The organism is Hydrogenophaga taeniospiralis, from assembly GCF_020510445.1.
GTDB lineage: Bacteria > Pseudomonadota > Gammaproteobacteria > Burkholderiales > Burkholderiaceae_C > Hydrogenophaga.
This window is the reverse complement of record NZ_JAHBAG010000001.1, coordinates 372,307-394,407: the sequence shown is the minus strand read 5'-3', so window position 1 is coordinate 394,407 and position 22,101 is coordinate 372,307. Positions and strand designations below refer to the sequence as shown.

The following is a 22,101-nucleotide window of genomic DNA, read 5'->3' as shown; positions in this document are numbered from 1 at the left end:
ACCCGAGCCCGTGGGATTGCCGATTCTGGGTATCCTGCGTGTTGATATTTAGATCAAGGTTGGGCGGCCAATGAACCCGTTGCACCAATACGAAGCGTGGTTGGATGAACTCGATCAACGGTTACGAGTCGACAGCGGCAACATCGTTTGCGAGTTGGGTAGTGGACTGATCGCGCCACTTTCCGAACTGACGGACGTTGACGACATCGCCCTTTGGGCTGGCAAGCTCAGAGAGTCCTTGGCTGCTCATGAAGGGCATCTACCCCACGAGTACCTGGTCAAACGTTTTGCAAGACTCGCGAAGGAACGCACAGGGCTGCCAGTGAACGTAGATGAAATCGCTTGGGAAGCTACTGTCGGCTACCGTCGTAGGTAGCCTAAACATATAGATGGACTCCCTCTCAAGGGCAAGGGACTGACTGATTGGGGACTTGGGTCGCGAGGGCTCGCAATCATTGTCTTCCTTGCAGGTCAAGCGCCACACCGGCGCGGTCTGCTTAGATCAAGCGCTCGCCTGCGGTCAACAACGATTTTGGAGATGGAGTGAGTTGGCGCGGCGGTTACTCCGCCGGCCCAACGTTCAACGCCACCTCCGCCACGCCCTCCACACGCCCGGTGATCTTGTCCCCGCTGATCACCGCGCCCACGCCTTCGGGCGTGCCGGTGTAGATCAGGTCGCCGGGTTGCAGGTGGTAGAACTGGGACAGGTCGGCGATGATTTCGCGGATGTTCCAGATCAGCTTGTCCACGTTGGACGACTGTTTCGTCTGGCCGTTGACTTCGAGCGCGATGGCGCCGCTCTCGATCACCACGCCTTCCATGGGCACGATCTCGCTGCACACCGAACCCTCTTCGATGTCCTTGCCCAGATCCCAGGGGCGGCCCTTGTCGCGGGCGACCAGTTGCAGGTCGCGGCGGGTCATGTCCAGGCCGGCGGCGTAGCCGTAGATCACTTCGTGCGCGTCTTCGGCTTTCACACGGAAACCGGTCTTGCCCACGGCGAGCACCAGTTCCATTTCGAAGTGGTAGTTGTGGGTGCCGGGCGGGTAGGCCACGGTGGTGCCGCTCTGCACCAGGGTCTGCGGCGACTTGGTGAAGTAGAACGGCCGCTCGGCGCTCTTGTCGACCGGCTTTCCCATCTCGACGGCGTGCGCGTGGTAGTTGCGGCCGACGCAGAAGATGCGGTTGATGGGGAAACGTTCGGCCTGGCCACGGATGGGCAAGGACTGGACGGCGGGTGGGGCGAAGAGGTATGTGGTCATGGTGAACAAAGGAGTGGGGGTAGGGAGAAGTGTCTTGAACCGGGAGCACCGCGGAACCGGCTTTGCCGGGCCGCTGGTGTTGCCCCCTTGAGGGGGTGACGCGCGAAGCGCGGCGCGGGGGTGGGCTATCTCGTCTCGTAAACGCCCAGCTTGCGGTGCAGTGGGGATTCATCGGCAATGAAGACAAACGAAGGCTGGTCGACCGATCGGTTCTTCAGCGTCACGGGCTCGTAGCCCGGCGCGCAGCAGGTGTCGGCCTCGACCAGCTCGAAGCGTTTGCCGCAGGTGGACACGTCCACACCGCCTTCGATCAGGTGGAACACCTGCGAGGGCGAGCGGGCGGGCAGGGTGAGCGTCTGGCCGGGTTTGAGCATGAGCGCGTAGAAGCCCAGGATGTTCTGCGCGTCGCCGCCGGTTTCGGGGTTCACGTAGGTCACCTGCACGCAGTCCAGCCCGGGCTGGTCGGCCGCCATGGCCACGAGGGCGGCGCGCGTGTCCACCCAGGGGTAACGCAGCATGGGGTAGCGCTTGTCGCTGCGGTTGAACACCTGCGTCGGTACCACGCCTGCGCGGGTCCAGGCGCGCTCGCCGCTGCCCTGTTTCACGGCTTGGCGCTCACCGTTGATGTGGTAGCTGGCCTCCATGTAATAGACCAGCGGCAGGTCCAGCACGTCGAGCCAGACCACGGGCTCGGTGCCGTCGTGGCCGTGTTCGTGCCACAGGCCGGTGGGCGTCAGGATCAGGTCGCCACGGCTCATGGGGCACTTCTCGCCATCGACCGTGGTGTAGGCGCCTTCGCCTTCCACGATCATGCGCACCGCGTTGGGCGTGTGGCGGTGGCTGGGCGCCCACTCGCCGGGCAGCAGCAGCTGCATGCCCAGGTACATGGCGGGGCTGGCCTTCATGTTTTCCAGGCCGTGGCCCGGGTTGGCCAGCACCAGCACGCGGCGCTCGGCCTTCTCGATGGGCGTGAGCTCGCCCGCTTTCAGCAGCAGCGGCTTGAGGGTGGCGTAGGGCCAGTGGATGGCCTGCGTGGCGCGCGTGGGCACCTTGGGCGGCAGCACCGCGCGCAGGCTGGGCCACAGCGGCACCAGGTTCAGCGCCTTGAGGTCGTCGCGGTAGTCCAGCGGCAGGTCTTCGAGTCGTCCGAGTTCGTGGCTCATTTGGTGTCTCCGGAAATAGGGGTGTGAGGTGTCTTGTGCCAGAACGCCGCGGAACCGGCTTTGCCGGGCCGCTGGCGTTGCCCCTTGAGGGGCGGAGCGCAGCGACGGGGGTGGTTCATTGACTCAGGCAGTTGTTGACGTTCCAGCTGTACAGCCATTCCATCGCGTCATAAAAGCGTTCCTGCGAACGGCCCTTCCACAGGCTGTTGCGCACCAGCCGCTCCACACCGACGGCGTGGTACAGGCGGCCCATCTCGCGGCCGCTGAGCACGATGCGCGCGGTGCGGGTCACGCGGCTCTGCTGGTACAGCTGCAACGCAGCGTCCCAGTCCTTGCCGCACACGCGCAGCGCCTCGCCCAGCGTCACGGCGTCTTCCATCGCCATGCACGCGCCTTGTGCCATGTACTGCGTGGTCGGGTGGGCGGCATCGCCCAGCAGGGTGGCGCGGCCGAACACCCAGGTGGCGATCGGCTCGCGGTCGGCCGTGGCCCAGCGCTTCCAGGTCTTGGGCAGTTCGATCAGCTGGCGCGCTTTGGGGCAGATGCCCTGGAAGTAGCTTTCCACCTCTTCCTTGCTGCCGTCCGTCACGCCCCACTGCTCGGGCTGGCGGCTGTGGAAGGTCACGACCACGTTGTACTGCTCGCCGCCGCGCAGCGGGTAGTGCACCAGGTGGCACTTGGGGCCGGCCCAGAGGCTGGCGGCGTTCCACTTCAGGTCGTCCGGGAAATCGGCCTTGTCCACCACCGCGCGGTAGACCACGTGGCCGGTCACGCGCGGCGGGTCGTTCACGTACTGCGCGCGCACCACCGACTTGCCGCCGTCGGCGCCGATCAGCGCCTGGCCGAGCCAGCGCTTGCCGTTCTGGTCGATGGCGGTCACGGTCCTGGCGGCTTCGTCTTGCTCGACCTTGACGATGCGGGTGCTGGTGAAGAACGCGACCCGGCCGGTTTCCACCGCGCCTTCGAGCAGCGACTGGTGGATGTCCACGCGGTGGATCACGGCGTAGGGGTTGCCGAAACGCTGGCGGAAGGCTTCGCCGGTCTCGATGCGGCCGACCAGCGTCTCGTCGATGGCGTCGTGCATGACCATGTGGTCGGTGTAGACGGCGCGGCCACGCGCCTTGTCGCCCACGCCCAGCGCGTCAAACGCATGGAAGGCGTTGGGGCCGAGCTGGATGCCGGCGCCGATCTCGCCGATCTCGGCGGCCTGCTCGAACACCTGCACGGTGAAGCCCTGGCGCACCAGCGCCAGCGCGGCGGCCAGACCGCCGATGCCACCACCGGCCACCAGCACCGGCAGATCGGAAGAGCTTGTGTTCATGGTCGCGACTCCTGTGAAATACGGCGTAAAAGGCGGCGGGCAAAAGACGGTGTCTGAAAGATGGCATGCACATCATCAGTATGCTTATCATAAGTGTAGTGCTAATATGGCCGGACGCCAAATCAGGGTTAACCCTGGACGCCGATCACCATGAGCACCACCGAACCTTCCGCCATCAACATCGACCTGCAGCCCGGCCACGCGATCCGGCGCCTGCACCAGATTTCCGTGGGCATCTTTCTGCAGGAAGCGGGGGAGCTGGGCATCACGCCCGTCCAGTACGCCGCGCTGCAGACGGTGGGCAACCAGCCCGGCATCGACCAGCGCACGCTGGCGCGCACCATCGCGCTGGACGCTTCCACCACCGGTGGCGTGGTGGACCGGCTCGAAGCGCGGGGCTGGCTGGTGCGCCGGACGGCGCCCGAAGACCGGCGCGCGCGCCAGCTGGCCCTGACACCCACCGGGCAGGCCCTGCTGGCCGAGGCCGTGCCCGCGATGCTGCGCGCGCAGGACCAGATCCTCGCGCCCCTGACCGAGCGCCAGCGCGCCGAGTTCATGCGGCTGCTGAACTTGCTGGTGACGCAGAACAACGAGATGAGCCGCGCGCCGAGCGAGGCCACGCGGTAATAAGCGCCAGGGCACTTGCCCGCCCGCCCCAAGCGCACGGGGCCATGGCCCAGCGTCTGTTCGACGACGCACAGACGACCGCACCGGTCGCGCAAAATCATGGCTTCCCGCTGCGCCGCCTTCCAGGCCGGTCGCGGCACCCGCACCTCAACCCCCAAGAAGGAAAACCCTCATGAACCTGCACCTGAGCATCGGACCGCTGGTGTCCCTCGTCGCCGGCATCCTCATCCTGGTGATGCCCCGCCTGCTGAACACCATCGTCGCCGTCTACCTGATCATCATCGGCTTGTTGGGGCTGTTTGGCCGCTGAACCCGGTCGGGCCGGCTTGAACCTGCGACCGCGCTCGCGAGGCGCCCGGGTAAACTGGCCCGATGAGCCCGACGCATGAAGCCCGCCCCGAGACATGGACGCCCCGCGCCGCCGCCGGGGCCGTGACGCTGGCCGCTGAGCACTGCGCCACCCGCGCCCGGGCCCCATCGGCGGCCCCAGGGTTTCCCGCTTTCTGAGCGCTTCATGCACGCCCGGTTCCGTTCGTCCCCCGCTCTGCTGGACATCGTCCAGTCCCTGGCCTACAGCCGCGCCATCATCTACATGGCCATGAGCGATCTGCGGGCGCGCTACAAGCGCAGCGTGCTCGGGCCGCTGTGGATGACGCTGGGCACGGCCATCGGCGCCGTGGGTCTGAGCTTCCTCTGGGCCGAGCTCATGCACAAGGACGTGCGCGAGTTCATGCCGACGGTGACCGCCGGCCTGATCCTCTGGCAGTTTATTGCCGGTGTGGTGGGCGACGCATCGGCCCTGTTCAGCCGCCAGGCGGCGCTGATCCGCAACATCAACCTGCCGCTGTCGATCTACCCGACCCAGCTGCTGCTGCGGCACCTGATCAACCTGCTGCACAGCGTGCCGGTCTTTGCCGTGGTGGCCTGGGCAGTGGGGCTGCAGCCCACCCTGAACCTGCTGCTGGTGGTCCCCGGGGTGGTGCTGGTGACGCTCAACCTGCTCTGGCTGGCCCTGCTCGTGGGCATGCTGGGCGCGCGCTTTCGCGATCTGGAGTACCTGATCGCGTCGGCGTTGCCCTTGCTGATGCTGCTCAGCCCGGTGTTCTACCGGCCCGAGTTCCTGCCCTTCAGCGAGGTCTACCTGTGGGCCAATCCCATTTCCCACTTCATCGAGGTCATCCGCTACCCCCTCATGGGTTCGGCGCCACCGGGCTTCGTGATCTGGACCAACCTGGGCCTGCTGCTGGTGGGCGGCGGCGTGAGCCTGTGGATGTTCGACCGCAAGCACCACCGCATCGCGTTCTGGGTCTGACCATGGCTTCCCTCAAATTCAATGCGGTGACCGTGCGCTACCCGGTCTACAACAGCCGGGGCATGTCGCTGCGCAACCACCTTGTGCGCATCAGCACCGGGGGCAGCATCGAGCGCGAGTCCGGGCGGGTGCAGATGGTGACCGCCCTGCAAGATGTCAGCTTCGAGCTGCGCCGGGGCGACGCGGTGGGCCTGGTCGGGCACAACGGCGCGGGCAAGAGCACGCTGCTGCGCACCATGGCCGGCATCTACTCGCCGACGCAGGGCACGATCGAACGGCAGGGGCGCGTGGCCACCATGCTCGAACTCGGCGCGGGCATGGACAACGAGCTCTCGGGCTACGAGAACATCACGCGCATGAGCCTGCTGATGGGCGAGCGCGTCGCCGACGTGCGGCAGCACATCGAGGAGATCGAGCGCTTCACCCAGCTCGGCAACTTCCTGCAGATGCCGGTGCGCACCTACTCGTCGGGCATGGTCGCGCGCCTGATCTTCGCCGTCGCTACTTCGACCCGCCCCGACATCCTGCTGGTGGACGAGATCTTCGGCCTGGGCGACGCCGAATTCCGCGTGCACGCCCACGAGCGCATGGAGTCCCTGGTGAAATCCGTGGGCATCTTCGTGTTCGCCTCGCATTCCAGCGACCTGGTCAAGCAGTACTGCAACCGGTTCTTCAGGCTCGAACATGGACGCCTGCGAGAGTGCGATGCCAGCGAGGTCTGAGTGCCGCACAATGCGCAGGCCCCCAGGTCGGGGGCGCACGCAGGCGCCATGAAGATCACGATCGACACCGAAGCGAAAACATTGGAATGCCAGTCCGGTGACGCCGCGCCGACGCGGCTGCCGCTGTATTCGCCCGAGGCGTTCCGGCTGGTGTCGGAGGTCTGGCTCAAGCAGGAGTGGAACCAGCTGCATTGGCAGTCGTTCTCCTGGCTGGGTTTCCAGCTCTGGCAGTTGCCGGAAGACGTGCTGCGGCTGCAGGAGGTCGTCGCCAGTGTGCGGCCCGACGTCATCATCGAAACCGGCGTCAACCGGGGCGGCAGTGCCGTCTTTTTTGCTTCCCTGTGCCGCGCGCTGGGGCGTGGACGGGTGATCTCGATCGACATCCACATCCCGCCCGAGGTGCGCGAGGCCGTGGCCGTCTGCCCGCTGGGCGACCTCATCACCCTGATCGAAGGCGACTCGGCCGCGCCCGCGGTGGTGGAGCGGGTCCGCCGTTCCGTGGGACCGGGCCAGACGGTGCTGGTGTTCCTCGACAGCGACCACAGCCGGGAGCATGTGCGCCGCGAACTCGATGCCTACGGCCCGCTGGTCACGCCCGGCTCCTACATCGTGGCGACCGACGGGGTGATGCAGCAGCTTGCGGACACGCCCCTGGGCCAGGCGCACTGGCGCGACGACAACCCGGCCGCCGCCGCGCGGGCGTACGCCGCCGAGCACCCCGAGTTCGCGCTGCGCCGCCCCATCGCGCTCTACAACGATGCCCTGGCGGCCCCCAACCTCACCTACTGGCCAGACGCCTGGCTGTACCGTCTGCACCCACCACCGAACTGAATCCATGCACGCCAGCTCCCATGACAAGATGCGCTCCATCGTTGACCAGTACCTGGGCAACCGCCGGGGGGAGCCACTGGTCATCCACGATCTGGGCAGCCAGGATGTGAACGGTTCCTACCGCGCCCTGTTCGACTCACCGAACTGGCGCTACACCGGGCTGGACATGGTGCCTGGCGCCAACGTGGACCTGGTGCTCAAGACGCCCTACGACTGGCGCGAGGTGGCCAGCGGTTCGGTGGACGTGCTGATCTCGGGGCAGGCCTTCGAACACATCCGCTACGTGTGGATCACCATGCTCGAAGTGGCCCGCGTGCTCAAACCCGGCGGGCTGTGCGTCGTCATCGCGCCGTCGGGCGGGCCCGAGCACCGGTACCCGGTGGACTGCTGGCGCTTCTACCCCGACGGCATGGAGTCCCTGGCCCGGTTTGCCCAGCTCGACCTGCTGCGGGCCAGCACCCAGTGGCAGGCCGAGGGCTATGCCGACGGTAGCGATGCCTGGCACGACTCGGTGCTGATCTGCCGCAAGCCCGACCACGGAGCGTGGTGGAATCTCAAGAGCGCGCTCAAGCGGTGGCTGCAGCACCGCAGCATGACCCAGGGCCTGGTGGATGCGCCGCCCACGCCCGCCGCGCCGCCCGAGCGGCTCCCCGTTGCGCCGGCCGTGCCCGCGCAAGCCACACAGCCCATACCGCACGAGCAGCTCAAGCAGCCCGGCCTGGCGCAGTGCCGCTTCTACCACTCGGTGGACCTGCCCGGCGGCGAATCGGTGAAAGGGGAGTGGGACCTGCGCCCCACCGTCGGCGCCTATCTGGGCGGTGTCGACTTTGCCGGGCGCACCGTGCTCGAAATCGGGCCGGCCAGCGGCTATCTGACCTTTCACATGGAAGCGGCGGGTGCCAGCGTCACTGCGCTGGAGCCGCCCATGGAACACCTCTGGGACGTCGCGCCCATGCCGGACTTCGATCTCGCCGCCTGGCGCGAGGACTTCGTCCACGTGATCACCGGGGTGCGCCACTCGTTCCAGTACCTGCACCACCTCCACGACTCCCAGGCCCGGCTCATCGTGGCCCATCTGGACGACCTGCCCGAATCGGTGGGTTCCTTCGACATCGGCCTGCTGGCCGCGGTGCTGCTGCACTGCCGCTCGCCGTTCTCGGTCATGGAACACCTGGCGCGCCGGGTCACCGACACCCTCATCGTCACCGAGGCCTACGACGCCAGCCTCGGGGACCTGCCGGTCTGCCGCCTGCTGGCGGACACGGCCCACCCGCAGGTGCACACCTGGTGGGCGCTCACGCCCGCCTTTGTCATCCAGTCGTTGGGCCTGCTGGGGTTTCCCAAAGCGCGGCTCAGCGTTCACCACCAGAAGCGGGACCTGGATGGCGCCATGATCCCCATGTTCACCGTCGTGGCACGGCGCGCCTAGCGCCGCCTCACCCAGGACCCCAGGAGCCTCGATGCCCATGTCAGACACCCACTTGCTGGACCCATTGCTCTCGCCCGCGCTGACGGGCCTTTTCCGGACACCCCAGCGCCTGGGCAAACCCAGCGGCTGGTGGGGCCACGTGCCCTTCGGTTTCTGGGTCGTTGAGGCCGCCGAGCCGCGCCTGCTGGTCGAGCTGGGCACCCACCATGGCGTGTCTTACGCCACCTTCTGTGATGCCGTGCTGCACCGCCAGTTGCCCACCCGCTGCTTCGCCGTGGACAGCTGGCAGGGCGACGCGCACGCCGGCTTCTTCGACGAGGCGGTCTACCGGGACGTGCGGGCCTTCAACGACGCCCACCATGGCGGATTCTCGGAACTCATCCGGGCCGAATTCGACACCGCCGTCGGGCATTTCGCCGACGGCTCGATCGACCTGCTGCACATCGACGGCTTCCACAGCTACGAAGCCGTGCGCCACGACTACGACACCTGGCGACCCAAGCTGTCCGAGCGCGCGGTGGTGCTGTTTCACGACACCAATGTGCGCCGCGACGACTTTGGTGTGCACCGCCTGTTCGGGGAGCTCGCGGCCCGCCACCCCCACTTCGAATTCCTGCATGGCAACGGCCTGGGCCTGATCGCGCACGGCACGGCGGTGCCGGACGCCATCGCCCAGCTGTGCGCCGCCGCGGCGACCGAGCGCTGCGCGCCGATCCGGGAGCGCTTTGCCGCGGCCGGCGCGCGCTGGATCGGCCATGCCAACGAGCGGGAGATGGAGCGCTCTTTTGCGCTGCAGGTCGAGGCCCTGGTCGCTGCGCGGACCGAGGTGGGTCGCGAACGCGATGCGGCCCTGCGCTCCGTGGCGCGGCTGGAGGGCGATCTGAGAAAAGCGCGCCAGGAGCGCGCGCTGGTGGAACACGGCCTGCTCGAAGCTCAACAGACCATCACCACCCTGACGGGCGGGCAGCACACGCTGACGCAGACCCTGCAGGCCACCGAGCCGGCCGTGCGCCGGCTGCTGTCCACCCTGCTCGCTCCCCCGAAGGTGCTGCCGGTCGTCGCGCGGCCCAGTGCCCTGCACCGGCTGCACCGACGGCTGCGCCGGCGCGCCGACCCCAACCCGCACCAGCCCGTGGCCGATGCCATCCGCCGCTCGGCGCTGTTCGACGCCGCGTGGTACCTCGCGACCTACCCCGACGTGGCCGGCGCCGGGATCGATCCCGCCGACCACTACGCGCTGCATGGCGGCATCGCGGAAAACCGCGACCCCGGTCCCTGGTTTTCCACCCACGCCTACCTGCAGGCCAACCCGGACGTGGCGCAGCTCGGGCTCAACGCCCTGTTCCACTACGAGACCCACGGCCGCCGCGAGGGCCGGGAGTTCCCCTTGAAGCCGCTGCTGCCGGCGACACCACCCGCGCCCGTCGAGCCGGCAGCGCCCGCGCCGGCGCTGGACGCCAAGATGGTCTTCCGCCAGCGCAGCCAGGAAGAGCTCACGCAGTTCCTGCACGAGGGGCGCGAACTGCGACTGCCCACGATGGAGACGCCCCGGGTCTCCATCGTCATCGTGCTGCACAACCAGGCCGAACTGACCTTCAAATGCCTGGTCTCGCTGGTGGACGCGATCGATGCGCCCTGCGAGGTGCTGCTGGTGGACAACGCCTCCAGCGATCGCACTGGCGAACTGCTGGCGCGGGTGCACGGCGCCCGGCTGCTGCCCCAGAGCGAGAACCTGCATTTCCTGCGCGCGGCCAACCTGGGGGCCGCGCACGCGCGCGGCGAGCACCTGCTGTTCCTCAACAACGACGCCCAGCTCCGGCCCGGCTCGATCCCGGCCGCGTTGGCGCTGCTGGACAACCGCGCGAGCATCGGCGCGGTGGGCGGCAAGGTGGTGCTGCTCGACGGCAGCCTGCAGGAGGCCGGCAGCATCATCTGGAACGACGGCAGCTGCGTCGGCCACGGCAGGGGCCAGGACCCGGACGATGCCGAATTCCAGTTCCGCCGCGAGGTGGACTTCTGCTCGGGCGCGTTCCTGCTGACGCGGCGCGCCCTCTTCGAGGCCCTGGGCGGGTTTGATCCGGCCTACGTTCCCGCCTATTACGAAGAAACCGATTTCTGCATGCGCATCCACCAGGCCGGTTACACCGTGGTGTACGAGCCCCAGGTGGAGATCCTGCACTACGAGTTCGGCAGCTCGGACACCGAGCAGACCGCGGTGGCGCTCATGGAAGCGCACCGCGATGTCTTCGTGGCCCGCCATGCCCGGGTGCTGGCCAACGAACACCGGCCCCACGGAACCCGGCCGATCGAAGCGCGTCAGCGCCCCGCCACGCAGCCGCGCGTGCTGCTGATCGACGATCGCATCCCCATCCCTTCCCTGGGCTCGGGTTTCCCGCGCGCGCGCCAGCTCGTGCACTGCCTGCACGAGGCGGGCGCCTTCGTGAGCCACTACCCGTTGGCCTGCCCGGATGTGGACCTCGACGAGGCCTACGCCGTGCTGCCGCGCGAGGTGGAAATCGTCACCGGCCGGGGCATCACCGGCCTGGCCGAGTTCCTGCGCGAGCGCGCCGACTACTACGACGTGGTGGTCGTCAGCCGGCCCCACAACATGGACCGCTTTCTGTGCGCCTGCCGCGCCGCGCCGGCCTTCCTGGCCAGCACCTCGCTGGTCTACGACGCCGAGGCGATTTTCGCCACCCGCGAGGCGCTGCGGGCCCAGGTGCTGGGAGACGCCGCGCTGGCGTCGGACAACGCCGCCGAACTGGCCCGCGAACTGCAACTGGCCGAAGCGGCCCGCTTCGTCTTTGCCGTGAGCGAGGCCGAGGCCGAGCGGTTCCGGCAGGCCGGCTGCCAGGACGTGCGGGTGCTGGGCAACGGCATCGCGGCGCAGCCCACCCCGCAGGGGCACAGCGAACGGCGCGACCTGCTCTTCGTCGGACGGCTGGCGGAGGAGGCTTCGCCCAACGCCGATTCCGTGCGCTGGTTCGTGCACGAGGTCATGCCCCGGCTGGACCAACTGATCGGCGAGGGCTATGTGCTGCACCTCGTGGGCAGCCATTGCGAAAGTCTGCAGCAGGCGCTGGGCGGGCCGCGCGTCGTGTTCCACGGGCGTGTCGAAGACATCCGGCATTTCTACGAGCAGGCCCGCGTGTTCATCGCCCCAACGCGCTTTGCCGCCGGCATCCCCCTCAAGGTCCAGGAGGCGGCCGCGCACGGCGTGCCGGTGGTGGCCAGCGAACTCGTCGCGGCGCAGCTGGGCTGGGCAGCACAGGGCGGGCTGCTGAGCGCGGGCAGCGCCGAGGACTTTGCCCAGGCCTGCGCCCGGCTCTATCTCGACACGGCCCTGTGGCAGCGGACCCGCCAGGCCGCCCTGTCGGCCGTGGCCCGGGACTGCGCGCCCCAGGTGTTTGCCGCGACGGTGCAGGCCGTGCTGCGCGATGCGCGCGACCAGCCACCCGAGCCCGCCCGCCCGCCCGCCCACGTGGCCACGCAGGACGATCAGGCCCGCGTTTCCGAGGCCTGGAGCGTGTCGCCCGCGCAGCGCGAGCAGGTCCAGGGCATGAACTGGATGGCGCATCCGCGCGTGATCGCCCGCCTCAACCACAAGGCCACCGGCGAAGAGGGCATGGATGTGTACATCCACCTGAAAGAGACCCTGAGCCGCCTGGGCTGGCGCCTGCCCATACCGCGCGTGGTCAGCCTGGGCTGCGGCTTTGGTGCCCTGGAGCGTGGCTTCGCCGGCATCCAGCTCGCGAGCCGGATCGACGGCTACGACATCGCCGAGGGGGCCATCGCCGGCGCGCGTGCGCTGGCCGCCGACATGGGACTGGACATGCTGCATTACCACGTCGCCGATCTGGAGCGGCTGGAGCTGCCGGAGGCGTCCTGCGACCTGGTGTTCGGCTTCCAGTCCATCCACCACGTCAACGACCTGGACCGCCTGTTCCAGATGGTCCGGCGCGCGCTGCGCCCCGGCGGCGTCTTCCATCTGCACGAATACGTCGGGCCCGACCGTTTCCAGTGGACCGACGCGCAGCTGACCCACATGAACGGTTTCCTGCAGACCCTGCCGGAGCGCTACAACCGCTTGCCCAACGGCATCGTGCGCGGCCCCCGGGAGCGCCCGCGCGCGGCCGATGTGATCGCCTGCGATCCGTCCGAAGCGATCCGTTCGTCGCAGATCATCCCCACGCTGGAGAAACACTTCCGGCTGCTGGCCCGCCGCGATCTGGGGGGCGCCCTGCTGCACATCGGGCTGAGCGACATCGCGCAGAACTTCGATCTGGAGAACCCGGTGGACATGGCCTACCTGGGGCGCTTCTTTGCGCTGGAAGACCAGCTGATGGCCGAAGGGGCGATCGGCTCCGATTTCGCGGTGCTCACCGCGATCAAGGACTGAAGGCCATGGCCTTGATGCAGTATGGCAGTACGGCGCCCGACGCCGAATTGGTCATTCTGTACGGCAACTGCCAGATTCCGTTCCTGGCCCACCAGCTCGCCTGCGCCGACGTCAACCCCCGCCCACGGGGCTACCTGTGCGTGCTCAACCACGCCGCGTCGGGGCAGGCGGTCGAGCAACCCTCGGTGGCCGATCTGGCGCGCTGCGTGCTCTACCTGGAGCAGTACGAATACCGGCCGCGTGCCGAGGTCCGCGAGCTGCTGCGTTCGGGCGTGCCTGCGGGGTGTCCGAAGCGGGTCTTTCCGCCACTGGTCATGCACAGCCTGTGGCCCTTCGATGTGGTGGCCCAGCGCATGCCACCCGACGCGCGCTTTGTCTGGGGGCGCTACCCCATGGGCGACGCGATCGGGCTGGAGGTGGCCGCGCTGGGTCTGGAGATCGGTGCCGCGGTCGAGGCCTACTGGCGGCTCTCGGCGGAGCGCATGCCCGATCTGAACGCGCTGCTGGCGCACGATCTGGATCGCATGGACCAACGCGACCGGGCATCGGACGTCAAGATCGCGGACCACGTGCGCGAGAACTTCCGGCGCCGGCACCTGTTCTGGACCAACCGCCACGTGTCCATCGACCTGATCGGCGAGCTCGGTGCGCGCCTGTACCGCGCGTCCCTGCCGGTGCTCGGCGGGGACGAGGCCCAAGGGCTGGAGCGCATCCGCCTCGGCCTGCCTGCGCTGGGCGACGGCATGGGCGACTTGCAGGTGCCGATCCATCCGCAGATCGCCCGGACCTTCGGCCTGGACTACGTGGACGAAACCACCCACTACCGCTGGTACGACCAGCGCTGGACGTTCCACGAATACCTGCGCCACTACCTCGCCGCCGACAGCGACTGGTAGCGATTCACCAGCACCCCATGTCCCGCCCCGCGTCAACCCATCGAATCAAGCCATGAGCACCCTGCTGACCGACATGCAACTCTCCGCCGCCCGATCGCTGGGCTGGATGCCGGGCCATGTGCACCTCTCGGCCACCGACATCCGGGTGGACGGCTGGGCCCTGCGTCTGTGGGACCATGGCGAGCGCCCCCGTTTCCTGATCAACGGGGAGGACTTTGCCGAGGTGGAGTGGCCCCTGCCCGCGCCCGACGTGCACGACGCGTTTCCTGCGCTGATGCCCGAAGGCTGCACCCGGTTTCGCGCCCGGCATCCGGTGACACCGGGGGGCGGTCTGTTTCCGGAGGGATTCGCCCGATTCAACGTGACGGGGCGCCTGGGCGAGCACCGTCACTCGTACCGCACGGCCTGGTTCGTGGCCGATCCCGCCACGGAGCCGCCGGTGCCCACACCCGAACGCATCACGCGCGTGATCGGCTCCGACAGCGCGCCCATGTTTCTGCTGGGCGGCGCCACCATCGCCCAGCGCATCCGGTGCCTGCTTCAGGACCGGTTCGACCGGCCCCTGAGCAGCTTTCGGGCCATCCTCGACTGGGGGTGCGGCGCCGGCCGTGTCACCCGGTACCTCGGCATGATGTCGCCGGTCGTCACGGGCGTGGACATCGACGCCGACAACCTGCAGCACAGCGCGGCCAGCCTGCCCGAGGTGGCCTTCGAGCAGGTCGGCCTGTACCCGCCCACCGCCTTTCCGGACGGGCGTTTTGACCTGGTCATCGGCTTGTCCGTGCTGACCCACCTCAAGGAGTCGACCCAGGACCAATGGCTGGAGGAGCTGCGTCGCATCGTCGAGCCCGGGGGCATTCTGTTGCTGTCCGTGCAGGGGCTTGCGCAATCCGCGCTCTACCGCGCGCCCCTGGAGCGGCAGCTGCGCGCCCATCGGGAGGGATTCCTGTACGTCGGCCCGGACGGACAACTCGACGACGTGGTGGCCGAGGAGGGCTACTACAGCCACATCATCCAGTCCCACGAATACATCATGGTGCACTGGGGCCGGTACTTCGACGTGCTGGAGATCGTCGAAGGCATCGCCGGCAACCAGGACCTGGTGGTGCTGCGCCGGCCCCGGTGATCCTCGGCGGATCGGGCACGCTGGAGATGCCCGACCGGCCGTGCGCCTCACGACCGGACTTTGTTCTCTGCTGGTGAGGCCACCGTCTCCCAGCCCCCGCCGATCGCGCGGATCAGCAGCACCGTGGCCTGTTGCTGCGCGGCTTCCACGCGCTGCGCCTGGCGGCGGTTGAGCAGCTCGTTGCGGCGCGCGTCCAGCAGTTCGAGCTGGCTCACCAGGCCGTTGCGGTAGCGCGTTTCCGAGATCGCGCTGGCGCGCTGCGCGGCACTCACCGCGCGGCCCTGGGCATGCGACTGGTCCTGCAGCAGGCGCAGGGCCGACAGCTGGTCTTCCACTTCGCGGAAGGCGTTCAGCACCTGGCCCCGGTAGCTCGCGGCGGCGGCGTCCAGCTGCGCCTGCGCGCCCTGCACGCCGGCCTCGCGCCGGCCACCGTCGAACAGCGGCACGGACATCAGCGCGCCGATGCCCCAGGCGCGGGCCGACCACTTGAAGAGGTCGCCGATGTCGGGCGAGGCGTAGCCCGCGGCGCCGGTGAGCGACACGCTGGGGAACCACGCGGCCTGGGCCACGCCCACGCGGGCCTGCGCGGCCAGCAGCGAGGCCTGGGCCGCGGCCACGTCGGGCCGGCGCGCGAGCACCGTGCCCGGCACGCCGGCGGGGATCACCGGCAGGGTGCGGGCGCCGTTCGTGGGAGTGAGCGCGAAGCCCGAGGCCGGTTCGCCGACCAGCACGGCCAGCGCATGCTCGAGCTCGGCGCGGCTGCGACTGAGCGCGAACACCTCGGCCTCGGTGGCGGCCAGCTCGGTCTGGATGCGGATCACGTCCAGTTCGGCCACGTCGCCGGCCTCGAAGCGGCGCTGCGTGAGGCGCAGCGTGTCGCCATAGGCGGTGGCGGTGTCCTGCACCAGCCTGCGTTCGGTGTCGACCGCGCGCAGCGCCAGGTAGGTCTGGGCCAGCTCGGCCTGCACCAGCAGGCGCGTGCTCTGCAGCAGGGCTTCGCGCGATTGCGCGTCCAGCGTGGCGGCGTCGTGCACGCGCGCCAACCGGCCGAACAGGTCCACCTCGTACGAGAGGTTCACGCTGGCCCGCAGCAACGTGGCGGGCGTCGCGCCGTTGGCGGTGCTGGCACCGGCGCCGCGCGATGCGTCGGCCCCCGCGCCGATCTGCGGCGCGCGGTCGGCCTGGGCGCCGCGCACCAGCGAGCGCGCCTGGGCCAGGCGGGCCGCGGCTTCCTGGATGCTGGTGTTGTTCGCGCCGGCGCGTTCGGCCAGCTCGTCGAGCACCGGGTCGTTGAACGCCTTCCACCAGGTGCCGCGGCTCTGCGCCTCCGCGGGCTGGGCGATGGTCCAGGTCTCGTTCTGGCGCTGCTGCTCCTTGAACTGCGGCGGCGTCGGGACCGACGACGGCAGCGGCGGCAGCGCGGTGGCGCAGCCGGCCAGGAACAGGGCGGCGGCCAGCGGCAACAGGTGATGGAGCTTTTTCATGGTGTGCACCTTCTGTGTCTTCATCAATGGGTCAATGCGTCAATGGGCCAAGGGGGGCGGCGGGCACGGCGTGCACGCTGCCGCCACCGCCGGAGGCAAAGCCCTCGAAGTGGGGGATCTCGCCGTGCTGGCGCAGCGCGCGGTTGCCCGCCAGGCGGCGCAGCAGCACGTAGAACACGGGGGTGAGGAACAGGCCGAAGGCGGTGACGCCGATCATCCCGGCGAACACGGCCACGCCCATGGCCGAGCGCATCTCGGAACCGGCACCGGTGGCCAGCACCAGCGGCAGCACGCCCATCACGAAAGCCAGCGAGGTCATGAGGATGGGGCGCAGCCGCAGGCGGCTGGCCTCGATGGCGGCCTGCACCGGCGAGCGCCCGGCGAACTCCAGCTCGCGCGCGAACTCCACGATCAGGATCGCGTTCTTCGCCGACAGCCCCACCAGCACGATCAACCCGATCTGGGTGAACACGTTGTTGTCGCCCCCGTCCAGCCACACCCCGGTCATGGCCGCGAGCAGGCCCATGGGCACGATCAGGATGATGGACAGCGGCAGCGTCAGGCTCTCGTACTGCGCGGCGAGCACCAGGAACACCAGCAGGATCGCGAGCGGGAACACCCACAGCGCGGAGTTGCCGGCCAGGATCTCCTGGTAGGTGAGCTCGGTCCATTCGAAGGCGATGCCCTGCGGCAGCGTCTCGGCGGCGATGCGCTCGATCGCGTCCTGCGCCTGGCCCGACGAGAAGCCCGGTGCGGGGCCGCCGTTGATGTCGGCCGCGAGGTAGCCGTTGTAGCGCATGGCGCGTTCGGGGCCGAAGCTGGAGTTCACCTTCATCAGCGCCGACAGCGGCACCATCTCGCCCGTGTTCGAGCGCACCTTGAGCAGGCCCACGTCTTCGGCGCGCGCGCGGTAGGGCGCGTCGGCCTGGGCGCGCACGCTGTAGGTGCGGCCGAACTGGTTGAAGTCGTTCACGTACAGGCTGCCGAGGTAGATCTGCATGGTGTCGAAGATGTCCGTCACCGGCACGCCGAGCTGGCGCGCCTTGGTGCGGTCGATGTCGGCGTAGAGCTGCGGCACGTTGACCTGCCAGCTCGTGAACATGCCGGCGAGTTCGGGCGTCTGGTAGGCCTTGGTCATGAAGGCTTTCACGGCCGCATCCATCGCTTCGTAGCCCAGCGAGGCCTTGTCTTCCAGCTGCAGCTTGAAGCCGCCCGTGGTGCCCAGGCCCGCCACCGGCGGCGGCGGGAACATCACGATGAAGGCGTCCTGGATCGCGCCATAGGCCTGGTTCAGCTGGCCCGCCACGGCGCCACCGCTCTGGTCGGCGCGCTGGCGCTCGGCAAAGGGCTTGAGCGTGGCGAACACGATGCCGGAGTTCGAGCTGTTGGTGAAGCCGTTGATCGACAGGCCGGGGAAGGCGATCGCGTCTTCCACGTTCGGGTTCTGCTTGGTGATCTCACCCATGCGCTGGATCACCTCTTCGGTGCGGTCCAGCGTGGCGCCGTCGGGCAACTGCGCGAAACCGATCAGGTACTGCTTGTCCTGCGCGGGCACGAAGCCGCTGGGCACCGCCTTGAACAGGCCGAAGGTCACGCCCACCAGCGCGAGGTAGATCACCATCATCAGCGTCTTGCGCGAGATGACGCGCCGCACACCGCCGCTGTAGGACTCGGCGCCGCGGTGGAAGAAGCGGTTGAAACCACGAAACAGCGGGCCGAAGACGCGGTCCATGCCACGCGTGATGGCGTCCTTCGGTGCGTCGTGGCCGCGCAGCAGCAGCGCGGCGAGCGCGGGCGAGAGCGTGAGCGAGTTGATGGCCGAGATCACGGTGGAGATGGCGATGGTCACCGCGAACTGCTTGTAGAACTGGCCGGTCAGGCCGCTGATGAAGGCCAGCGGCACGAACACCGCCACCAGCACCAGCGCGATCGCGATGATGGGGCCGGAGACTTCCTTCATGGCGCGGTAGGTCGCATCGCGCGGCGACAGGCCGGCCTCGATGTTGCGTTCCACGTTCTCCACCACCACGATGGCGTCGTCCACCACGATGCCGATCGCCAGCACCAGGCCGAACAGCGAGAGCGCGTTGATGGAAAAGCCCAGCAGGTGCAGCACCGCGAACGTGCCCACCACCGACACCGGCACCGCCAGCAGCGGAATGATGGAGGCGCGCCAGGTCTGCAGGAACAGGATCACCACCAGCACCACCAGCGCGATGGCTTCGAGCAAGGTCACGATCACCGAGTCGATGGAGGCGCGCACGAACTGCGTGGGGTCGTAGGCGATGCGGTATTCCACGCCCTCGGGCATGTTCTGCTGCAGCTCGGCCATGGTGGCGCGCACCTGGGCCGAGATGTCCAGCGCGTTGGAGCCCGGCGCCTGGAACACGCCCATGCCGACGGCCGGCTTGTTGTTGAGCAGCGAGCGCAGCGAATAGTCGGCCGCGCCCATCTCCAGCCGCGCGATGTCGCGCAGCCGGGTCACGGCGCCGTCGCCACCGGTCTTCACGATGATGTCGCCGAACTCCTCTTCGGTCTGCAGCCGGCCCTGGGCGTTGATGGACAACTGCAGGTCCACACCCGGCAGGCCCGGCGAAGCGCCGACCACGCCGGCCGCGGCCTGCACGTTCTGGCCGCGGATGGCGCTGATCACATCGCTGGCCGAGAGGCCGCGCTGCGCGACCTTCTGCGGGTCGAGCCAGACGCGCATGGAGTAATCACCACCGCCGAAGACCTGCACCTGGCCCACGCCCTGGATGCGGGCCAGCCGGTCCTTCACGTTGAGCACCGCGTAGTTGCGCAGGTAGTTGATGTCGTAGCGGTCGTTGGGCGAGACCAGGTGCACCACCATCGTGATGTCGGGCGAGCTCTTGACCGTGGTCACGCCCAGGCGGCGCACTTCCTCGGGCAGGCGCGGTTCGGCCTGCGAGACGCGGTTCTGCACCAGCTGCTGGGCCTTGTCGGGGTCGGTGCCGAGCTTGAAGGTGACGGTGAGCGTCATCACGCCGTCGGTCGTGGCCTGGCTGCCCATGTAGAGCATGCCTTCGACGCCGTTGATGGCTTCCTCCAGCGGCGTGGCCACGGTTTCGGCGATCACTTTCGGGTTGGCGCCCGGGTACTGGGCGCGCACCACCACCGAGGGCGGGGCCACCTCGGGGTACTCGGAGATCGGCAGGCCGCGCAGCGCGACCAGGCCGGCGATCAGGATCAGCAGCGAGAGCACGCCCGCGAAGATCGGCCGATCGATGAAGAATTTCGAGAGGTTCATGGTGTTCTTTTCATTCGCACGATGGCTCAGGACTTGGCCACGGCCACGGGGGTTTCCGGCGTCGTCGAGCGGGCATTCATCGGAACGGTCTGCGGTTGCACCACGTCACCGGGGCGCACGCGCTGCAGGCCGTTGACGACGATGCGTTCGCCGGGTTTCAGGCCGCTGAGCACGGTGCGCAGGCCATCGACCGACGCGCCCAGCGTGACGGCGCGGTACTCGGTCTTGTCGCCCTCGCCCACCACCAGCACGAACTTCTTGTCCTGGTCGGTGCCGACGGCGCGCTCGCTCACCAGCAGGGTGCGCGCGGTCTGCGGCTGGCCCATGCGGATGCGGGCAAACTGCCCGGGCATCAGGTGGCCGTCCTTGTTGTCGAACACGGCGCGCACGCGCACCGTGCCGCTGCGCGGGTCGACCTGGTTGTCGATCAGCTGCAGCTGGCCGGCGTAGGGCGTGTCGGCGCTGTCCGAGGTGCCCATCTGCACGGGAATGCGCTCGATCAGCTGGCGTGCGCTGTGGCCGGCGCCGGCCAGGCCCTTGAGCGCGCTGGCCACGGTTTTTTCGTCGGCGTCGAAGCTGGCGTAGATCGGGCTGACCGAGACCAGGGTGGTGAGCACGGGCGCCCCCGGGCCGGCGGCGACCAGGTTGCCCACCGTCACCTCCAGCCGACCGATGCGCCCGGCCACCGGGGCACGCACCTGCGTGTAGCCCAGGCTCAGGCGCATGGTCTGCAGCTGCGCCTGCGCGGCCTTGAGGTTGGCCTCGGCCTCGCGCAGCCCGTTCTCGCGGTCGTCCAGCTCGCGCTGGGCGATCGCCTTGTCGTCCCACAGGCGGCGGGCGCGGGCGTATTCGCTGGTCGCGTAGGTCACACGCGCCTGGGCCGCGCCCGCCTGCGCGGCGGCCCGCGCCACCTCGGCCTCATACGGCGCGGGGTCGATGGAGATCAGCAGGTCGCCCTTGGCCACCAGCGCGCCTTCGCGGAAATGCGTGGCCTGCACCACACCCGCGACGCGCGAGCGGATGTCCACGCGCTCCACCGCTTCCAGGCGGCCGGAGAACTCGTCCCAGGCGGCGATGTCGCTCTCGGTCACGGTGGCCACGGACACCGGCATGGGCGGCGGCGCACTCGGCGCCGCACTGGCCTGCGCGGGGTTGGACTTCTGTGCGAGCACGATCACCACGAGGGTGACGGCGGCCAGGGCAGCGGCGGTCGGCCACCAGATGCGGCGCTTGAAAGTGGGCAGCTTGGACATGGTTTTTCCTTTTTGTGGGCGAGCGGGACCGACCCCGGTGGATGACCGGGGTTGGCGTTTCAGGGTGGAGGGAAAGGGGGCGGTCCGTCAGGACGGCGGCGGCGTCGCGGCCTGGAAGAAGGCGCGGACGTGTTCGCGCACCTCGATGGCGCACGGACATTCTTCTGCGGGCTGCTCGCTCAGCGAGTCCGGCCAGCCGGTGGTGGGGGGCAGCACGCCGCTGTGCACGGCAATGCCCGCTTCGCGCAGGCGCTCGGCGTAGGCCAGGGCCTCGTCACGCATCGGGTCGTCGCCGCCGGTCAGGATCAGTGTGGGCGGCAGGCCGGCCAGGCGCTGCGCGCGGCTGGGCACGGCGTAGGGGTGCTCGGCATCCATCGGGCCGCGCAGGTACTGCTGCCAGCCATCGATCCACTTGCAGCAGGTGGCTTCGCCCATGGTCTGGCGCAGCGAGGCGGTGGCGTTGCACGGGTCCAGCATGGGAGCGACCAGCATCTGCCCGGCCAGCGGCGGGTGGCCGCGGTCGCGCACCATCAGCGCCACCGCGGCGGCGATGTTGCCCCCGGCTTCTTCACCGGCCAGGAACAGCGGCGCGTCCTTGCCGGCCAGGCGGCTGCGCTGCTTGTACAGCCACTCCAGCGCCGCGTAACCGGCCTCCACGGCCTCAGGGAAACGGTGCGCGGGCGCCAGCGGGTAGGCCAGCGAGGCCACCACCGCGCCCGAGCTGGCCAGCAGCCCGGCCAGGCAGGCGCCGCTGTCCAGATCGCCCGAGACAAAGGCGCCGCCGTGGAAGTGCAGCACCAGCGGCAAAGCGCCGCCGCGCGGCTTCTTGCCCCAGACGCGCAGCTCCAGCGGCGGCGTGCCCGGCACCGACAGGGTCTGTGCGGGGGCCGACGGGGCGTAGGACGAGGATGTTGAAACCATGGACTGGACTATAGACACACCGTTTCTGCGGATAAAGCCAGCTTCAACCAGTTGTCTGTTTCCATTGCATGAACAATCCGCCCATAA

General features: G+C 68.9%; 17 protein-coding genes. 10 read left to right on the top strand and 7 right to left on the bottom strand.

The window, feature by feature from the left end; genetic code table 11:
* The first annotated feature begins 70 nt into the window (after positions 1-70).
* A complete protein-coding gene (locus tag KIH07_RS01815; protein ID WP_226490327.1) occupies positions 71-376 on the top strand; it encodes a hypothetical protein in 306 nt (101 codons plus the stop codon).
* Between the two features lie 184 nt (positions 377-560).
* On the opposite strand, the gene KIH07_RS01810 is transcribed toward KIH07_RS01815, so the two are convergent.
* The 3 genes from KIH07_RS01810 to KIH07_RS01800 all read right to left on the bottom strand — a co-directional run bounded on the left by KIH07_RS01810 (position 561) and on the right by KIH07_RS01800 (position 3,746).
* The gene (locus KIH07_RS01810) at positions 561-1,262 is read right to left on the bottom strand and encodes a fumarylacetoacetate hydrolase family protein (RefSeq protein ID WP_226490326.1); all 702 of its coding nucleotides are present in this window, start codon (positions 1,260-1,262) and stop codon (positions 561-563) included.
* Positions 1,263-1,387: 125 nt separating this feature from the next.
* Complete coding sequence (locus tag KIH07_RS01805; RefSeq protein WP_226490325.1) at positions 1,388-2,425, bottom strand: cupin domain-containing protein; 1,038 nt, start codon at positions 2,423-2,425, stop codon at positions 1,388-1,390.
* A 115-nt stretch (positions 2,426-2,540) separates the two neighbouring features.
* Positions 2,541-3,746 (bottom strand): 3-hydroxybenzoate 6-monooxygenase, encoded by a 1,206-nt coding sequence (locus tag KIH07_RS01800; RefSeq protein ID WP_226490324.1) that lies wholly within the window; start codon positions 3,744-3,746, stop codon positions 2,541-2,543.
* 150 nt (positions 3,747-3,896) lie between these two features.
* Between KIH07_RS01800 and KIH07_RS01795 the strand changes: the two genes are divergently transcribed.
* The 9 genes from KIH07_RS01795 to KIH07_RS01755 all read left to right on the top strand — a co-directional run bounded on the left by KIH07_RS01795 (position 3,897) and on the right by KIH07_RS01755 (position 15,088).
* Positions 3,897-4,373: a MarR family winged helix-turn-helix transcriptional regulator gene (locus KIH07_RS01795; protein ID WP_226490323.1), complete on the top strand. Its 477-nt coding sequence runs from the start codon at positions 3,897-3,899 to the stop codon at positions 4,371-4,373.
* A gap of 172 nt (positions 4,374-4,545) precedes the next feature.
* Positions 4,546-4,683 carry a DUF3096 domain-containing protein gene (locus KIH07_RS01790; RefSeq protein WP_226490322.1) on the top strand — a complete coding sequence of 46 codons (138 nt, stop codon included), beginning with the start codon at positions 4,546-4,548 and terminating at the stop codon, positions 4,681-4,683.
* Between the two features lie 204 nt (positions 4,684-4,887).
* Entirely contained in the window at positions 4,888-5,685 is a 798-nt protein-coding gene (locus tag KIH07_RS01785; protein WP_226490321.1) for an ABC transporter permease, read from the top strand.
* Positions 5,686-5,687: 2 nt separating this feature from the next.
* The gene (locus KIH07_RS01780) at positions 5,688-6,407 is read left to right on the top strand and encodes an ABC transporter ATP-binding protein (protein WP_226490320.1); all 720 of its coding nucleotides are present in this window, start codon (positions 5,688-5,690) and stop codon (positions 6,405-6,407) included.
* Between the two features lie 48 nt (positions 6,408-6,455).
* Positions 6,456-7,238 (top strand): CmcI family methyltransferase, encoded by a 783-nt coding sequence (locus tag KIH07_RS01775; RefSeq protein ID WP_226490319.1) that lies wholly within the window; start codon positions 6,456-6,458, stop codon positions 7,236-7,238.
* A gap of 4 nt (positions 7,239-7,242) precedes the next feature.
* On the top strand, positions 7,243-8,667 hold the full coding sequence (locus KIH07_RS01770; RefSeq protein ID WP_226490318.1) for a methyltransferase domain-containing protein: 1,425 nt from the start codon (positions 7,243-7,245) through the stop codon (positions 8,665-8,667).
* A gap of 37 nt (positions 8,668-8,704) precedes the next feature.
* Entirely contained in the window at positions 8,705-13,066 is a 4,362-nt protein-coding gene (locus tag KIH07_RS01765; RefSeq protein WP_226490317.1) for a class I SAM-dependent methyltransferase, read from the top strand.
* Between the two features lie 5 nt (positions 13,067-13,071).
* Positions 13,072-13,962: a WcbI family polysaccharide biosynthesis putative acetyltransferase gene (locus KIH07_RS01760; RefSeq protein ID WP_226490316.1), complete on the top strand. Its 891-nt coding sequence runs from the start codon at positions 13,072-13,074 to the stop codon at positions 13,960-13,962.
* A 52-nt stretch (positions 13,963-14,014) separates the two neighbouring features.
* Positions 14,015-15,088 carry a class I SAM-dependent methyltransferase gene (locus KIH07_RS01755; protein ID WP_226490315.1) on the top strand — a complete coding sequence of 358 codons (1,074 nt, stop codon included), beginning with the start codon at positions 14,015-14,017 and terminating at the stop codon, positions 15,086-15,088.
* Between the two features lie 47 nt (positions 15,089-15,135).
* Here KIH07_RS01755 and KIH07_RS01750 read toward each other — a convergent pair whose 3' ends face one another.
* The 4 genes from KIH07_RS01750 to KIH07_RS01735 all read right to left on the bottom strand — a co-directional run bounded on the left by KIH07_RS01750 (position 15,136) and on the right by KIH07_RS01735 (position 22,014).
* Positions 15,136-16,572, bottom strand: coding sequence for an efflux transporter outer membrane subunit (locus KIH07_RS01750; protein WP_226490314.1), 1,437 nt, complete (start codon positions 16,570-16,572; stop codon positions 15,136-15,138).
* A gap of 31 nt (positions 16,573-16,603) precedes the next feature.
* Positions 16,604-19,840, bottom strand: a complete 3,237-nt coding sequence (locus tag KIH07_RS01745) for an efflux RND transporter permease subunit (protein ID WP_226490313.1) — start codon at positions 19,838-19,840, stop codon at positions 16,604-16,606.
* A gap of 26 nt (positions 19,841-19,866) precedes the next feature.
* Positions 19,867-21,093 carry an efflux RND transporter periplasmic adaptor subunit gene (locus KIH07_RS01740; protein ID WP_226490312.1) on the bottom strand — a complete coding sequence of 409 codons (1,227 nt, stop codon included), beginning with the start codon at positions 21,091-21,093 and terminating at the stop codon, positions 19,867-19,869.
* Positions 21,094-21,180: 87 nt separating this feature from the next.
* Positions 21,181-22,014 (bottom strand): alpha/beta hydrolase, encoded by an 834-nt coding sequence (locus KIH07_RS01735; protein ID WP_226490311.1) that lies wholly within the window; start codon positions 22,012-22,014, stop codon positions 21,181-21,183.
* Positions 22,015-22,101: the final 87 nt, after the last annotated feature.

Bases quoted from the DNA above. Each gene is read 5' to 3' on its own strand.
- KIH07_RS01765 (WP_226490317.1), top strand. From the start codon at position 8,705: ATGTCAGACACCCACTTGCTGGACCCATTGCTCTCGCCCGCGCTGACG.
- KIH07_RS01750 (WP_226490314.1), bottom strand. From the start codon at position 16,572: ATGAAAAAGCTCCATCACCTGTTGCCGCTGGCCGCCGCCCTGTTCCTG.
- KIH07_RS01805 (WP_226490325.1), bottom strand. From the start codon at position 2,425: ATGAGCCACGAACTCGGACGACTCGAAGACCTGCCGCTGGACTACCGC.
- KIH07_RS01760 (WP_226490316.1), top strand. From the start codon at position 13,072: ATGGCCTTGATGCAGTATGGCAGTACGGCGCCCGACGCCGAATTGGTC.
- KIH07_RS01790 (WP_226490322.1), top strand. From the start codon at position 4,546: ATGAACCTGCACCTGAGCATCGGACCGCTGGTGTCCCTCGTCGCCGGC.
- KIH07_RS01780 (WP_226490320.1), top strand. From the start codon at position 5,688: ATGGCTTCCCTCAAATTCAATGCGGTGACCGTGCGCTACCCGGTCTAC.
- KIH07_RS01770 (WP_226490318.1), top strand. From the start codon at position 7,243: ATGCACGCCAGCTCCCATGACAAGATGCGCTCCATCGTTGACCAGTAC.
- KIH07_RS01795 (WP_226490323.1), top strand. From the start codon at position 3,897: ATGAGCACCACCGAACCTTCCGCCATCAACATCGACCTGCAGCCCGGC.
- KIH07_RS01810 (WP_226490326.1), bottom strand. From the start codon at position 1,262: ATGACCACATACCTCTTCGCCCCACCCGCCGTCCAGTCCTTGCCCATC.
- KIH07_RS01800 (WP_226490324.1), bottom strand. From the start codon at position 3,746: ATGAACACAAGCTCTTCCGATCTGCCGGTGCTGGTGGCCGGTGGTGGC.
- KIH07_RS01755 (WP_226490315.1), top strand. From the start codon at position 14,015: ATGAGCACCCTGCTGACCGACATGCAACTCTCCGCCGCCCGATCGCTG.
- KIH07_RS01815 (WP_226490327.1), top strand. From the start codon at position 71: ATGAACCCGTTGCACCAATACGAAGCGTGGTTGGATGAACTCGATCAA.
- KIH07_RS01735 (WP_226490311.1), bottom strand. From the start codon at position 22,014: ATGGTTTCAACATCCTCGTCCTACGCCCCGTCGGCCCCCGCACAGACC.
- KIH07_RS01745 (WP_226490313.1), bottom strand. From the start codon at position 19,840: ATGAACCTCTCGAAATTCTTCATCGATCGGCCGATCTTCGCGGGCGTG.
- KIH07_RS01775 (WP_226490319.1), top strand. From the start codon at position 6,456: ATGAAGATCACGATCGACACCGAAGCGAAAACATTGGAATGCCAGTCC.
- KIH07_RS01785 (WP_226490321.1), top strand. From the start codon at position 4,888: ATGCACGCCCGGTTCCGTTCGTCCCCCGCTCTGCTGGACATCGTCCAG.
- KIH07_RS01740 (WP_226490312.1), bottom strand. From the start codon at position 21,093: ATGTCCAAGCTGCCCACTTTCAAGCGCCGCATCTGGTGGCCGACCGCC.